Annotated in this window: 11 protein-coding genes; 2 read left to right on the top strand and 9 right to left on the bottom strand. The window is 50.6% G+C overall.

Features of this window, described 5'->3' with window-relative positions:
* Positions 1-135 precede the first annotated feature (135 nt).
* Together ACFQRK_RS02140 and ACFQRK_RS02135 are read left to right on the top strand one after the other, a co-directional pair.
* A complete protein-coding gene (locus tag ACFQRK_RS02140) occupies positions 136-1,074 on the top strand; it encodes a malate dehydrogenase (RefSeq protein ID WP_379003152.1) in 939 nt (312 codons plus the stop codon).
* Between the two features lie 3 nt (positions 1,075-1,077).
* A complete protein-coding gene (locus tag ACFQRK_RS02135) occupies positions 1,078-1,533 on the top strand; it encodes a retropepsin-like aspartic protease (RefSeq protein WP_379003150.1) in 456 nt (151 codons plus the stop codon).
* Here ACFQRK_RS02135 and ACFQRK_RS02130 read toward each other — a convergent pair.
* The 9 genes from ACFQRK_RS02130 to ACFQRK_RS02090 all read right to left on the bottom strand — a co-directional run bounded on the left by ACFQRK_RS02130 (position 1,509) and on the right by ACFQRK_RS02090 (position 15,514).
* Positions 1,509-2,705 (bottom strand): FG-GAP repeat domain-containing protein, encoded by a 1,197-nt coding sequence (locus ACFQRK_RS02130; protein ID WP_379003148.1) that lies wholly within the window; start codon positions 2,703-2,705, stop codon positions 1,509-1,511. The two genes, ACFQRK_RS02135 and ACFQRK_RS02130, sit on opposite strands and share 25 nt — an antisense overlap.
* A complete protein-coding gene (locus tag ACFQRK_RS02125) occupies positions 2,692-5,559 on the bottom strand; it encodes a PVC-type heme-binding CxxCH protein (protein ID WP_379003147.1) in 2,868 nt (955 codons plus the stop codon). Before ACFQRK_RS02125 ends, ACFQRK_RS02130 begins: the two co-directional genes overlap by 14 nt.
* An 8-nt stretch (positions 5,560-5,567) precedes the next feature.
* Positions 5,568-6,224 (bottom strand): DUF1080 domain-containing protein, encoded by a 657-nt coding sequence (locus tag ACFQRK_RS02120; protein ID WP_379003145.1) that lies wholly within the window; start codon positions 6,222-6,224, stop codon positions 5,568-5,570.
* A 201-nt stretch (positions 6,225-6,425) separates the two neighbouring features.
* Positions 6,426-7,271, bottom strand: a complete 846-nt coding sequence (locus ACFQRK_RS02115) for a fumarylacetoacetate hydrolase family protein (RefSeq protein WP_379003143.1) — start codon at positions 7,269-7,271, stop codon at positions 6,426-6,428.
* A gap of 176 nt (positions 7,272-7,447) precedes the next feature.
* Positions 7,448-8,953: an aldehyde dehydrogenase (NADP(+)) gene (locus ACFQRK_RS02110; RefSeq protein WP_379003141.1), complete on the bottom strand. Its 1,506-nt coding sequence runs from the start codon at positions 8,951-8,953 to the stop codon at positions 7,448-7,450.
* A 132-nt stretch (positions 8,954-9,085) separates the two neighbouring features.
* Positions 9,086-10,015, bottom strand: coding sequence for a nucleoside hydrolase (locus ACFQRK_RS02105; protein WP_379003140.1), 930 nt, complete (start codon positions 10,013-10,015; stop codon positions 9,086-9,088).
* Positions 10,016-10,214: 199 nt separating this feature from the next.
* Positions 10,215-10,568 (bottom strand): ADP-ribosylglycohydrolase family protein, encoded by a 354-nt coding sequence (locus tag ACFQRK_RS02100; protein WP_379003138.1) that lies wholly within the window; start codon positions 10,566-10,568, stop codon positions 10,215-10,217.
* Positions 10,569-10,612: 44 nt separating this feature from the next.
* Complete coding sequence (locus ACFQRK_RS02095) at positions 10,613-14,455, bottom strand: PVC-type heme-binding CxxCH protein (protein WP_379003136.1); 3,843 nt, start codon at positions 14,453-14,455, stop codon at positions 10,613-10,615.
* Positions 14,456-14,509: 54 nt separating this feature from the next.
* Positions 14,510-15,514: a GRP family sugar transporter gene (locus tag ACFQRK_RS02090; protein WP_379003134.1), complete on the bottom strand. Its 1,005-nt coding sequence runs from the start codon at positions 15,512-15,514 to the stop codon at positions 14,510-14,512.
* Positions 15,515-15,536 lie beyond the last annotated feature (22 nt).

Genomic DNA, 15,536 nt, shown 5'->3' with positions numbered 1-15,536 from the left:
TTCAATTCTCATTTTCAACTTTCCAATTCATTCTCATTTTCAAATCTCAATTCAATTCCCCCATTCTCAACTATAATAATTATCTTAGCTACCGTTCCAAAAAAACACGAATGGAAACCAACTAAAAGATAACTTATGAAGATAACCGTTGTAGGTGCCGGCGCCGTTGGTGCCACTACTGCTGACAACATTGTTCGCAGCGAATTAGCTGAAGAAGTAGTATTACTCGATATCAAGGAAGGATTTGCCGAAGGCAAAGCGCAGGATATATCACAAACTGCGGCGTTGTTGGGCTTTGATTCAAAAATCATCGGTGTAACGAATGATTACAGTCAAACAGCAGGCTCTACCGTTGCTGTCATCACGTCGGGAATCCCGCGCAAACCGGGGATGACCCGTGAAGAGCTAATTGGCACAAATGCCAACATTGTTCGCGAAGTAGCGGAAAACCTGCTAAAACACTCACCGGATATCATCTTAGTCGTTGTGTCAAACCCCATGGACACCATGACCTATTTGGCACTTAAAGCTACGGGATTACCCAAAAACAGGATTATCGGTATGGGAGGCACGCTCGACTCTTCACGTTTCCGGTATCAGCTTAGCCTGAGACTTGGCGCCTCTCCTGCAGATCTCAACGCAATTGTTATTGGTGGTCATGGCGACACCACGATGATTCCGCTGATCAAACATGCGACCTGGAACAGCTTGCCTGTAACCCAGTTTCTGTCGGAAGAAGAACAGCAACACATCGTCGCCGACACCATGGTTGGTGGCGCAACCCTTACTAAGTTGATTGGTACTTCTGCATGGTATGCCCCTGGGGCTTCGAGTGCAGCCGTCGTAGCAAGTATCGTTCGAGACCAAAAGAAACTGTTTACCGCTTCGGTATATTTAGAAGGTGAGTATGGACAGGAGGATATCAACTTGGGTGTTCCCGTGGTCCTTGGTAAAAACGGATGGGAGCGTATCCTTGAACTTCCACTTGATGAAAGCGAAAAGGCCTCCTTTGCAAAGAGCGCCGAGGCAGTACGTAACATGAATAATGTACTCAGAGAAATCGGGGCCCTGTAATCCATGGTTTACATTCCCCTGACCTTACTTAATCTCCAAGACGATGGCTTCCACCTTTTGTTGGAAGTCATTGTTTTTGGTAGGCATTTTAAAGCCGTTTTAGATACCGGCGCTTCCAAAACGGTATTTGACAAAGCAACGGTTGAAACCCACCTCCACCCAGACAGTATTCTGCGGCATACAGACATGGTATCAACCGGGTTGGGGACCACCTCCATGCCCAGCTTCGTGTTAACCGTACCGGACCTCCAAATCGGCGACCTGCATCTCCGAGACTATGAGGTAGCAATACTCGATTTGTCTTCCATCAACTATGCCTATGAGCAATTGGAGGTAGAACCGGTCATCGGCGTTATCGGTGGCGATATCCTCAATCGGTATGGCGGTGTCATTGACTATCGAAAGAATCTGCTAAAACTCCGGCAACGCGCCGTTTATGGAGCGATCCGTTCGAAGTAGAATACGCCTTTTTTGTTAGCGACAGCGATGTCCAATAACCCATCGCCGTTTATATCCTCCACCACATTATTCAGTCCCACACCCGAATCGTTATCAATGACGTGCAAAGTCCATGTAGGTGTCTTACCCTTTTCGAATTCCAACCAGAAAATCGTTGGGTCATTTGACTCGCCCGGGTCATGGCCTTGGTGAGCGAAATAACGCATACCTGTTACCAAATCCATATCGCCGTCGCCATCTAAGTCTACCAATGATAACGCATGGGTTTGGGAATAGTCGCTATTGATTTCGTGAAGTTTCCACGTCGTCTTTCCGCCCGCATCACGTCCTTGCTCATGCCACCACATCCCAAACCGATGGGCCGACGAGCTGATGACATCCGAATAACCGTCGCCATTTACATCTATCGCATACATCTGGGCAGCATTCAGTCCCAACTCTGCTGGATGGAACGTCCAGTTTGGCTGCGTGGGGTCTGCTGGCGCCTCCCACCACCCGTCTTTGATGATGACATCCCCGCGACCATCCCCGTTGATATCCCCCAAACCGAGTCCGTGGGAAAAAATCTCGGTACCGGGCATTTTTGGTTCACTGATCGGATGGCGGGTCCACGTGGTATCTCCCTTGACGGAGGGGCATCGGAACCAAACCATCTCCCCCGTGTGTGGATCGCCACATAAAATGTCGGCACGGCCATCGCCATCAATGTCAACAAATGCCGGCGATTCATTAGATGCTGTCTTGGCCAAGGTGTGCCGTTTCCAAAATCCACCCGCTGCACCTGGATTTTGATACCACCATACCTCCTTACCGGGAAAGTCCACCCGTATGTAATCCACCCAGCCATCCTGATCGATATCGATCGTGAAGTTCAACATGGAATTGCTGTATCCCGTTGTACCGTCGAATACCTGATCTTCGGGATAGATGTCATGTACCTTCTTCCAGTCGGGCCCTTCAAACCATTTGGCACCGGCAATGATGTCTACAGCCCCATCCCGGTTAACATCCGCCACAGCTACGCCCTCCGAAATAAACTCGGTAGTCAATATGTGTTTTTTAAAGGTTACCGTATTCCCGTTCACCTTCTCCGCCTGACTCACTGCATCCTGGCATACCAGCGACAAAGCCAGCGATGCTATGGAAAGCCTGATCAATTTATTTTTTTCCATCCGCTATACGTCTTGAAACAAATTCCTGCAAATTCGGCAATTTCGAGTTTTTTGCCAATTCGGCAGCACGTTGTGCATCTGCGCCAACCAGTGGCTCCAACGCATACCAAACCATCAGGGGAATATTCGGGTCTGCCGCATCCTCCTCGTGTGCGGCGAGGTTTTTAACGATCTCCCACCGTTGATCCGGAGCTATCCGTTGAAGCGCCGATGCAAGATACAAGCGCACCAGTGCAGACGTATCCCGCTTTGCCATCGATTCAAACCGGCGTTGCGCCCCGGCCGGCACCGTTTTATCTTCCGCAATCAGTTGAATAGCCCAAGCCCGCACGTACTCATCGGCATGATCCAACAAGCTCTCGGCCTGCTCGTCGTTGATCCCCTTCGTGACATGCAGAGCCCACAAAGCGCGCAGTTTACGGGTGACATCCGGATTGTCGTTGAATATCTTCCATAAGCCTGCGTGGACTTCGGCATTGCCTCCCCGTTCCTGCAGCAATCGGCGGCTGTGCACCACATAAAATTCATTCTCATGGAGTTGGTAAGCTACCAGTTCCGCATTGGTCTTCTTTCCCAAATCCACGGTAACCCATTGATCCTTTTCGTGGGAGATTTTGAAAATACGTCCCAATGTCTTGTCGTGCACATCGGGATTGGGACTATGGCATTGATTTTTGTCGTACCAATCATTCACATACACCGATCCGCTGGGGGCAATCTGGAAATTCAACCATTGCGACCAAAAATCGTTATTCAGGATAAAATCTTTGCCGTGATGGGCTACGTATCCTGACCCCGATCGTTCGGTTATATCCATATTGACACGGAAGCCATTGATGTTGTTCATAAAAATCGCATTCCGATCGATCCCCCAATGCTTGTTACCCAGGTAAAACATCGCTCCCGCATGCGCATGGCCTCCACCGGCTGCGGCGGACCGGAAATTACCCGCATGCGGTCCCTGATCTCCTAACCAATGAACATGGTCAGCGATGGTCTTGATATCCTCGTACGTATAAGGGTTAAAATGTGCACCGGCCTGTCGAAGATACCTTCCACCAGGAACGATGTGGTACAAATGAGGAATCACGCAAACCGTAGCGAATGCATGACCGTAGTCGTTAAAATCGATTCCCCAGGGGTTGCTCGTTCCATGGGCAAATACTTCAAACTCATGTTTTGTAGGGTGGTAACGCCATACGCCCGCATTGAGTTGGGTGCGCTCATTGTCAGGCGTACCCGGTTTACCCACGTTCGAGTGGGTAAAAACACCATGTGTACCATAGAGCCAGCCATCCGGTCCCCATCTGAACGTGTTTAACACTTCGTGGGTATCTTCGTACCCGAATCCGTCGAGCATCACCTGAGGCTCGCCCGCAGGCAAATCTTTTTCCTGGTCGATCGGGATGTACAACAAGTTGGGAGCAGCACCTACCCAAACGCCGCCGAATCCCAACGCAATGCCACTTACCAAGTTGAGCTGTTCCATAAAGACTTTCCGGCTATCCAGCGTACCATCGCCATCTGTATCTTCAAAAATCAAAATGCGGTCCTTGCCTTGGCCTTCCGCGGCCCTGACGGGGTATGTGTGGGCCTCTACTACCCATAGGCGTCCGCGATCATCCAATGTAAATGCGATCGGCCGTACAACATCCGGTTCCGCCGCTGCAAGGGTAATTTTGAATCCTTCGGGCACATCCATTGCCTCAGCCGCTTCCTTCCCGGAAAGCCCGGCATGCGGCACGGGATCACGAGGGGGCAGGATAATCACATCATCCGGCCGCAATTCGTTAGCGTACGTAGGCCGCTTGCTATGAAAGCGGAAATCGTCGAATGAAATATGTGCCCATGGATTATCTGCGACGTACGGAATTTCAGGCATCGTACCGGTCTCTTCATCGACCACGCGGATGTATATCTCTCTGTTTCTATGCGGCGTCATATCCACTACCACAGGCCGGAACGCTGCATGTTCGGGATTGCCTGGATTATTATCGTTTATATAGCCCGAAATCTTAAAAATAACCGAATCGGTTTTCGCGTCCACCAACTCAACTCGTAACCCTTCCATTGCCCCACCGGTAATCCGGAAGGAAGCCCACGGGTGTGTTACGTTAAACGACGTTGAAGTAAGTGTTCCTTTTGCTTTATAATTCAACGTACCTCCACTGGTTACATAGTAGTCGCCCGCTTGTTTCAGCACCACGCTATCCGGATACCAAGGTCCGGGGTCAAACGCTACCGCCTTCGGGCCAAATGCGTCACCGGTGGCTTTCCAATCTTGTAAACTTGCGCGTTCAAATCCGAAATTCAATGGCTTCCCATCGGCGTTGCGTGGCGAGCTGCCCCAGTTATCGTCCGTTGCAGTTACCGCTTCAATCTGGTCAACAATTTTAAAGTCGCCGTGCATCGATTGCTTATGATTGGGTAAACTACAATAATAGGTATCGTCTTCCATTGCTATGAAGATAATACTGGTGGTATCTCCCTGTTCGAGCATTGTCTCGCTTTTTATATCCGATTGCTTTTCAAACGTGATATCGTGGGCCATGAGCTCTCCGTTAATCAACGAAATCTTTACCCGCTCACCTTTCTTTGCACGCAATATTGGATTGTGCTGCCCGTCGATATCGCCACCTACCCCCGTATAGCCGACCATCTTGGCATTTAACACATATTCTCGGTCAATTTGCTGCGAATCAACCGAATCGGTGTCGCCCGTACAACACACGAGGAATACCGCAACAACTACGTAAACAAAGCGAATAACAAATAGGCGCGACTGCATAAAATGGTATCTAAAGAATTTGTAGGTTAAAAACGTGGGGCGCAACATGCCTTTATTCAGTAACATGTCTGTATTCAGTTAAGGGGTGTAAGGGTTACATCTCGAATTTCGATTTTTGCAGTTCCGCCGCTATGGAGTTGGAACGCTATTACGCCGCTAAGTGGAATCGTTGGGTCCTTTTCTGTATAGTCACAAGTTTTGACTCCATTGATGTAAAGTTCGTGACGGTTGCCACGGACCCGCACGGTGTAACTATTCCATCCGTCCCTTTTAAGTAGATGCCAAACCGTGCGCAAATTGCCTTGAACCAACAAACCGCGGCGGTGCTCATCGTAAATATCCCCCCAATGCCCATCCCCGATGTCTGCCTGATACCCAATGATATCCTTGTCGACCACCTTAGAACGGTATTGGATACCACCGTTGATAAATCCCGTTCCGGGATCACCCGAAAGGCGGAAAAGACAACTAAGCTCAAAATCACCGTATTCATCGACAGTTCGCAGATACGTATTTTTAGGCACTGGGTTGACTCCATCTCCCCCGACAATCAGGCTATCCTTTGCCTGCCAATATTTCGCGTCATCAGGATCAATCGGCTTCCAGCCGTCCAAGGTCTTCCCATCAAATAACGTAATCGTCTTTTCTGCTTTTTCCGATGGTACCGGCCGCTGCGCATATACCGGCGTAAGGTATACCGCCATAAAGGAAGATAACAAAAGTACTCGCATGCTCTTTTCGCTAACTAAGGCAATAATATCTAACAAAGATAGAGACACGCTCTGCGGCAAGCCACTCATTTCCTATCCTATTCTAACTGTTTTTTGTCCTAATTGATCAATTTATGGAAAAGAAAAGGTCAGTAGTTAGCGCAATGACGCTTGGGTTTACTACTTACCACTTCGGTACATGAGGGCTTACACCGCACGTCTTCAGTTGTACCCTACGGTATTATGTAACGTACCGATCGAATCGATGGTAATATCGACTTCGTCGCCTGGCGTCAGTGTAAAATTAGCAGGCGGAACGAGGCAAGTACCCGTCATCAGGTAGCTTCCGTATATAAATTGGCATTCGCGGTACAGGTAGGCCGCTAGCTCTTCCAAGGGGCGTTTTATTCGATTGATCGGAACGGATTCATTGAACAGCACTTTGCCTGCCCTTGAGATCTGCATGGCGATAATCGTCTCGGGGTCGATGAGCAGTTCCGGCACATACAGACACGGACCCAATGCGGCGCTTCGGTCGTATACTTTTGCTTGCGGTAGATAAAGCGCGTTCTCTCCTTCAATACTACGCGAACTCATATCGTTTCCTATGGTATACCCTTGGATGCTTCCCCATGAATTGATGAAAAGGGTGAGTTCCGGTTCAGGTACATCCCATGCAGAATCCTTGCGGATACTAACCGTCTGTCCATGGCCGACGACCCGATGCGGCAACGCTTTGAAAAACAATTCAGGTCGATCAGCATGATACACCTTGTCATACAAATCGGCACCACCAGAATCTTTAGCCTCTTCCATACGCGCTTCCATACTCCTGAAATAAGTTACCCCGGCAGCCCACACTTCCTGATTTCCAATCGGCGGCAATAACTCACTGGCGATCCAGCTTTCTGCTTCTTGCTCTTCCACTATCGGCATCGATTTTAACCGTTCCTGAAGATATTTGTACAGCTGGTCCCGATTAATAAGTTGATCCCAATCTTGATCAATTCGATAGTAGCCACCTACTTTGTCGAGCAGAATACCTCGTGTAGTTTTGTACAACTTCATCTATTTTTAGTCTTTATTGGCCTCCTTCAATAAATCCATTGGTTATCCGTGGTCATACCTACGCTTGGTCAGGACGTGTCCGGCAAGCGAATCCGCTCGCTTCCCACTTCTATCCCTTCATTTCTACGTTGTTATGCCGGTTATCCGCAGCCATCCTATTGCCATTGCCTTTTGCTTTAGATCGACTTTCGGGTCAGCTCGCCGTCTACTTTCCGCCAAATGCCCGGCTGGTTGCCATTCCTTAATTCGATGGGCAATAAGCGATCGGGATAATTCTGGTAACTCACCGGCCGTGTAAAACGGTAGATGGCCTGGGTACCCACAGACGTGCTCCGGGCATCTGTCGTAGCAGGGAAAGGTCCGCCGTGAACCATGGCATGGCATACTTCCACGCCTGTGGGCGCTCCGTTGATGACCAGTCTACCCGCCTTATGTTCCAATACCCGAAATAAGACGCGGAATGAATCGATATCCACATCCGTACACCAAACTCCAACAGTTAGCTGCCCGTCCAATACATTTGCAATTTCTACCAATTGCGCTTCATCATCGGCAACGACGTGGATGGATGCCGGCCCAAAATACTCTTCCCGCAGTGTTTTATCTCGAAGAAAATCGCTCCCGCTAACACGGAAGGCTACCGGAACGGCGACTTCGGCCAACTCCGATTTTTTACCTTCACCCAAAAGGCTAAGTGTGCCCATGGATTTCAAACGTTCTACACCCATTGTGTACGCCCGGTAGATGCCCGGTGTTAACATGGCATGGCAGGTCTGCTCCGCCAACTGCTTACCATAAAGCGACAGAAAATGTTCCGTGTCGGGCGATTGCAGCAGGACCATCAATCCCGGATTGGTGCAAAACTGCCCTGCCCCCAAAGTATTGGACGCCACCAAACCTGTGGCGGTTGCCTCCGCATGAAGCTTCAATCGATCAGGCAGCAAAAAAACCGGGTTGATACTTCCCATTTCTGCGTAAACCGGGATCGGCACCGATCTCTTTGCCGCTGCGTCGTACAGTGCCTTACCCCCGGCAAAGGAGCCTGTAAACGCAACCGCCGTGATCAACGGATGGGTAACCACCTGTATACCTACATCCCTTGCGACCATCAACAAAGTGAATACGCCGATGGGCATACCCGTTTGGCGAGCGGCCCTTTCGATGCAGCTGCCTACCAGCAACGACGTCTGCGGATGGCCTTCGTGCACTTTGTACAAGACGGGACACCCTGCGGCCAAAGCCGATATCGTATCACCCCCGGCCACTGAGAAAGCAAACGGGAAATTGCTTGCCCCATACACACATACCGGACCGATGGGCAATTGCATCTGCCGTATGTCCGGTTTGGGAATCGGCGTGCGTTGCGGATCAGCGGTATCAATAATCGCATTTACCCATGATCCTTCCGCTAATACTCCGGCAAACAAATTGATTTGATTGATCGTCCGATCAATCTCCCCTCGAAGACGCCCCTCGGGAAGATGCGTCTCCCGTTGACTGACTTCAATCAAATCGGTTCGGATGGTATCAATTTCACGGCCGATCTGCCGTAAAAAATCCATGCGTTGGGGCACCGGATATTGTCTGTATGATTCAAACGCATCGCTTGCACGTTGAATATATTCTTCAACTTCTGCCCATTCCAATAAGGCAGGAGATTCGTTCTCTCGCTCGTCTGTCATCTGTATTTTCAATTCATGGTTAGATAATTGGATATACGTTTTCAAAAAAGTTAAGACAAAATAAGCTAACAATTTGATGGCTTTCCACCAATTTGTTAGCTTATTCTGATAGTATATTAGCTTATAAAAGTACTATCGACGCAAAGCTTGCAGCATCAATCCTTCAATGACGTCGGCAATATGCGAATACGGGTATTTATGACTAATGAAATAGTGACCTGCATCGACTGTCGGGTCCCAGGCGTTCGAACCATCCTCGCTCACGATAAACTTCCCGGGTCCATTTACGTAAAAGTATTCTTCAGGATTGCGTACGGCAACCAATACCGCGGTTTGATCCCATGAATTTCGGCTGGCTTCACCATCTTTGGTGTAAGTCTTAAAGTTATAAGCATATCCTTTACTCACCGGATTATTCTCGCCTTGTTGGGCAACCTTACCTCCCGTAAAAATTTTGACGCCGATCTCAAAACCGCTGAACAATATAGGCTTGGGCCACTTCCTGATCGCATTTAGAGAAGCCTGCGGATGTTGAACGACATTGAATTCAACACCTTCAGGGAATGCACCTGCCATAGCCACAAGTTGCTTCACCTTGGCCTTTACGAGATCTATCCCGTTCAATTTAGAATGTTCGTCGGGCTGTGAATCCAATAATGCACTGATATTGGACAAAAAACCAACAGTTACGATGGTTACGGAATTGTCTGGCTGGGCAGCGAGTACCCGGCGGTATACATCAACCGCACTCGGATACCGCTTTGTGCGCACATCCGGTGCAAAATTATTGATAAGCGTGTCGTTCCATCCATTTTGAGCGGTAAAATCAGGCGCGCCTTGAACTGCAGCACCAACCGGCAGACTATCCCGTCCAAAGTAACGATTGAAAACCTCGATGGTCGGTGCAATAGATGGATGTGCGTCGCTGGCGACTGTAGCCAGTACTTCGCACTCTCCACTATCAGCAAGCGCATGCAATACCGCAATGGCCCCCACGTCGTCATAGTCAGGCCCCATATCGGTATCGAAAAGGATTTTGGGAACATCTCCGGTAGCGCTCATCGCCGGCTTTTCATCATTGCATCCTTGCGTCAACAAAACGCTAAAAAACAAAATTCGTAAATAGCTCATCGTAAAATTCCTTGCGTACTCGTCCAAATGAAAACAAGCACAAACATAGATAAATTATTGATTTTTAATTGCTCTTTGTAGCAGGACCCAACGGATTACTAAAATCCAGGGTTTTGCGTTAGATTCTTGTTTAAATTAATTTCGGTGCGTCCAAGCCTACGCGCTCAAACACCTCAACGAATGTGAGATCCATGTAAATATCGTCAAACAGCCCCGGAAACTCATCCATCCATTTCTTAACATACCCTTCGTACCACGGAATTGTCTGATAGTCTTGTATGAACGTGCCGTTATACCGGAATTCCGTAGGGCCTCCAAAAGCCACGCCAATGGTTTGGCCCGCCCAACCACCTTTGATTTTGTCTTTCAGTACGGAAAGTGGAATTTTTTTCAAGTGTGGTTTCACGCGGCCAGCATAATCATGAGCATTGGCATTCATACCGAGACACGCCAACACACAAATCAATAATTTCATTTTCTTCATGATTTATATTTTTAGTTAATATTTGTCTCAACATCATGAATGCGCTAAATTATTTGTTCATCCGTTTTCAAATAGGCGATGATATCTACGACATCCCGGTCGCCCAGGTGTTCGAAGAGCCCTGGGGGCATCATGGAGACAGCCGCTGTCTCCCGGGATTGAATGGTCGATTTGTTAATCAATACGGGCTCCTCTTGCCCGACCACCCGGAGCGACAGTTGCCGCTGGTCTTCGCTCACCACATTGCCTGAGTAGGTTCGTCCATCGCGCGTATTGATAACCACCATTTTATAATCGTCCTGGATTTCGGCACTCGGTTCGAGCACATTTAATAGGATATAATCCACATCCCGTCGGTTCGATCCGGTAAGGTCAGGCCCCATTACGCCACCCTCGCCGTACATCTTGTGGCAGCTGCCGCAGGTTTGTTGAAACAAGGTTTTTCCGCGCTTTACATCTGCTTTGGCCAATGCTTCGGAGCTAAGCATTTTCCGATACTTCTCATAGGCGGCCTGATCACTGGCTACCGTTTCAATCGGCCCCCACACCTCGATGAACCCACTTCCTACCACGCGCAGCAATTGCCTGGCCACGTTGGCGGGCACCTCTTTCTTTGGAATCCGCCCGGCTTTGATCTCGGCCATCAGCAGGTTGCCATACCGCGTACGGGAGGAAAGCGTTTGTATCGCCTCTGTCTTTTCGGCTGGCGAAAAACTATGGTACCCCTCAATTAAGCGCTTACCGAGCGGTTCGTTATCAAAAGCGGCAACGGCGCGGATCGCTTCGCTTCGCATTGCCGGTTCTTGCAGGAGCTGCGGCAACTCAGCGGTGAGCTGCGGTTGTTGTTGCGCGGCCAGCATCTGGAGGGCCTTCCTGCGCTCGCTGATCGGCTTCTGCTCGTCCTTGAGCAACGCAAATGCCCGCTGGGTCGCTTCCCGGTCGCCGAACAGTCCGGAAATCCTCGTGGCGAGTTCGCCTACGCTACCTTTGCCTTGCTGCAATTTCTCCGAAGCCGCCTTCCAGTTGGCGGGCATCTTCAGGTCGGTCCTTCCTTCCATCCCACTGAGCATGCCGACCAGCAAGTCTTCCGTATTGCCTCGTTGCATTCCGATCAAAGCCACCAGCCGTTGCAGTTCGTCGCCATCCACGGCCCTTCTCGCAACGTATTGCGTCACCATGGGTATGCGGGAAACGCCGCCGAGCGCTAAAAACCTGCTGGGATTTTCCGCTATCAACGGTTCGATGCCATACCAAATCATCTTGGGCAGATTGTGGTCTTGCCCGTCTTCTTTTTTCTGGAGGAGGTTGATGGCAATTGCCCATTTTTCGTCGTTGGCTATCCGTTGCAATGCAGCGGCCAGGTAGAGACGAACCACCGGTGAGCGGTCATGTTGCGCCATCGACCGGAATTTGGCCAGCGCTCCTGCCGACGGCGATTTATCTTCGCACAGCAGTTGGATGGCCCAGGCGCGGATATAAGGGTCTTTGTCGTCCAACGACTCCTGCAGGTCTTCGGGCGTCAGGCCGCCGGTGATGTGCAAACTCCACATCGCCCGCAATCGCCAATCGGGATTTTTTTCTTTATCAAAGATCGCTTTCAGTTGCGAATGGGTATTTGCCTGAAGCTTTCCGCCGGTGGCCCGCTTGTGCAGGATGCCCCTGGCCCTCCGGGCGTGCCAATCGCTGGCGTTGGTCTGCAGTTCGACGAGCTGCTCATCGGTCAGCGTATTTAAGTCGGCATATCGCCCTGGAAAGTCCTTTGCCGACGATTTGGAAGGCATAATGCGAAAAATCCGACCGGTTTCAGAATTCAGCACATCCTGGCCGCAGATATCTGCGTCGTGCCAATCCAGGACATATAGCCCGCCTTCCGGACCGATTTCCATGCTGAATCCGACCCATTGGGCATTGTTAGCCCTCATAAAATCGTCGCCATGCACGCCCACATAGCCCGAGCCTTTCGGCTCCAGGATATCCGACAACACCGCGTGTTCGTGAATATTGGCCATGAAAATCCGGCCCTGTTCTTCTTTGGGAAAGGCGTCCGACTGATAGATCCGGGCGCCACCATGGGCGGAGCTATGCCGGTGGTCGGCGATTGTTTTGATGTCCTCGTACACGTAGGGATTGAAATGCTGCCCGCCCTGCCGGTGGTAAATACCCCCCGGAATCACGTGCCACAAATGGGGAATCACGCACGCCGTCATGAACAGCTGGCCTTTCGCATCGTAGTCGATGCCCCAGGGATTGCTGAACCCATGGGCCACCACCTCAAACCGGTGCTTAACCGGATGGTAACGCCACACCCCCCCATTGATATCCACACCATCCGCTTCGAGCAGATTTTCCGGAAATTCGTCGTTGTGAAAATAAAGCTTGGCATCCCCGTTGGGTTTCCGGATTTTGGAAGGCGTCGCAAACCCCTGCAGCCCATAAAGCCAGCCGTCGGGTCCCCAATGCAGGCTGTTTAACGTTTCGTGCCGGTCGCGTATACCCCATCCGGTAAGCAAAATCTCGACATCTTCCATATCGGCCTTGTCGTTGCCATCCTTATCCGGCACAAAAAGGAGGTTGGGCGGCGCCCCCACGAAAAGTCCGTCAAATCCGACCGCGATGGCTGCTGGAAAAGCCAACCCTTCCATGAATACCTGCTGGCTATCTGCCACACCGTCGCCGTCGGTGTCCTCCAGAATCAGAATGCGACTGGTCCCCGCATTGGAAAAGCCGTGCCCGCGCGACTCATAGTCCTTGTTCTCGGCTACCCAAAGACGCCCCTTATCATCCCAGCAGAAGGCCATGGGCTGGGTCATCATCGGCTCCGCAGCCCACACGTTCACTTCGTATCCCGCTTTCACGGTCATGGCATCAACCGCTTCTTTCGGCGTTAAGAACTTGGCGTTCCGCCCTTCCGCTTGCGCCAACGACCACAGCTCGGTCATGCTGTATTCCCCATCCCGCCCGGCAAATTGAGTCCACGCTTCGTTTACCGCCATCTCGTTCAGCTCGCCGGTATGTATAACCAAGCGATGCTTGATGGTTTGGGTCTGCCCCTTATGCCAATTCCAGTCGTTATCGCGGGTGTACGCTGGCCCCAGGCCAAGCTGAGTATCTACACGCCATTTGTTGGGGAACCCGGGGTTTTCAGGATGGTCAAAAATGGATACGTGTGCCCAATCGCTCCGCCCGTCTATTTTCATACCGACATCAGCCCACATCGCCGCTTGGCCTTCGGCGTATTCATTTTTGCTTCGAGCCGCGTTGACGATTTCCCCTTCGATACCCTCCCGCCATGGCATGCGCAGGAAAAGGCCTCCATAATCGTATTTGCCGATTGACAGGTCCTTCAACGCTTCACCTTTCCACTCCAGATCCAGTAGATATTGGCCGTCGATGAATTGCAGCGACCAATTTTGGGTTTCCTGCATTACAGGCGTTCCCTGTTCATCCAACAGTTGATAAATGGTCTGCCACTTGACCGCGTCCCCCTGTTCTTCCAAGGTGTTCAATGCCGCTTTCTTCCAATAATCGCCCTGCGGGTTGTGGAAATAATCCCTGCCGTTGACCCGCGTAAATCCCCAATATAACCCCGTCTGGTGTTTGTGATGACCCGGACTGTACTCGGTCAATACCCCGTCGCCATCTGGCGCAACGATGGGGTGGATGTATGGCCTGAAATCGGCTTTGGCATGCTGTACAAGAATAGGCGTATCGCCATCCTCCCTAAAAATGGAAATCGTTCCTTCCGCCTCGTCCTTTACCAATTTCAAAGGGATGGCTACGGAATCCTGTCCGTTATCCGCAGCCCCCGAACGCGGGCCACAGGCACAGCCGAAACAGCCGGCGATAGCTAACAAAATGAAAAATAAGCCAAGTGAATGCTTCTGCATAATGATTACATATTGGTTATTGTCCGCGGGTGTCAGGCATCCGCGGATTAAAAACTATTCGCCCGCTGCAATTACCAGCCCCAGCCCAACCACAAACAGCACGAACATCGCGGCAACAAGCCCGTTCACGGTTTTGGAGGTTCCTTTGAACTCCTTCCAGATCAACACACCCCACAGGGCAGCTACTAACGTAGCCCCTTGGCCGAGTCCATACGATATGGCGGGGCCAGCCTTGCCTGCGGCAATGAGGTTGAACAGGTTGCCGATTCCCCAGATACATCCGCCAAGGATGCCCACCAGATGGATACCCAGCCGTCCCCGTACGTATTCGCCATAGTTGATGGGGGCGCCTTCGAGCGGCCGGCGCATCAACAGGGTATTGAACAGCAGATTGCTTAGCACGATACCGGATGCAAACACCACAAACGCGGTATAGGGCGTCATTTTACCGGCAGCGGGTGACACAAAATTCTCCAAATCCATTCCAGCGGCGATAAACGGATAAAACGTAGACATCAACACGCCGGCGATAACCGAAACCGCAATCCATTTTCCCACGCCTTTTTTGCCCGTACTGCCGGAATGTTTTCCGTAGGCTACCGCATTAAGAATGATCGCCGCGGTGACGAGACCGACGCCCGTGAAGAGCAATACCGGATTCCCTTTGCTCAACATCAAGTAATTGATCAGCACACCGATAACCAACGCCAAACCGATTCCAACCGGAAAGGCCACCGCCATTCCTGCCCCCGCGATAGCGGCTGTCAACAAGATATTCGCAAGATTGAATACCACACCACCGATCAACGCACTGCGGATGTTGCTACCTTCTGCCTGCCCCAGATCGTCCAGGAAAGACCTGCCCGATTCACCCATGCTGCCCATGGTAAATGCACCGACAAGTGCAAGCAGGAAAATTCCCCAAACGTAATCCCAATAGAATAGCTCGAATCGCCATTCGTGTTGTACCAACTTCTGCGTATTGGCCCAAGAGCCCCAACACAGCATCGTGATTAAGCAAAACACGACCGCCAACACATAACTTTCTACGATAAACATAACTTAATGGTTTTGGAACTGG

The organism is Parapedobacter sp. GCM10030251 (assembly GCF_042666505.1).
GTDB lineage: Bacteria > Bacteroidota > Bacteroidia > Sphingobacteriales > Sphingobacteriaceae > Parapedobacter.
The sequence above is the reverse complement of the archived record's forward strand: the minus strand, read 5'-3'. Positions and strand labels throughout refer to the sequence as shown.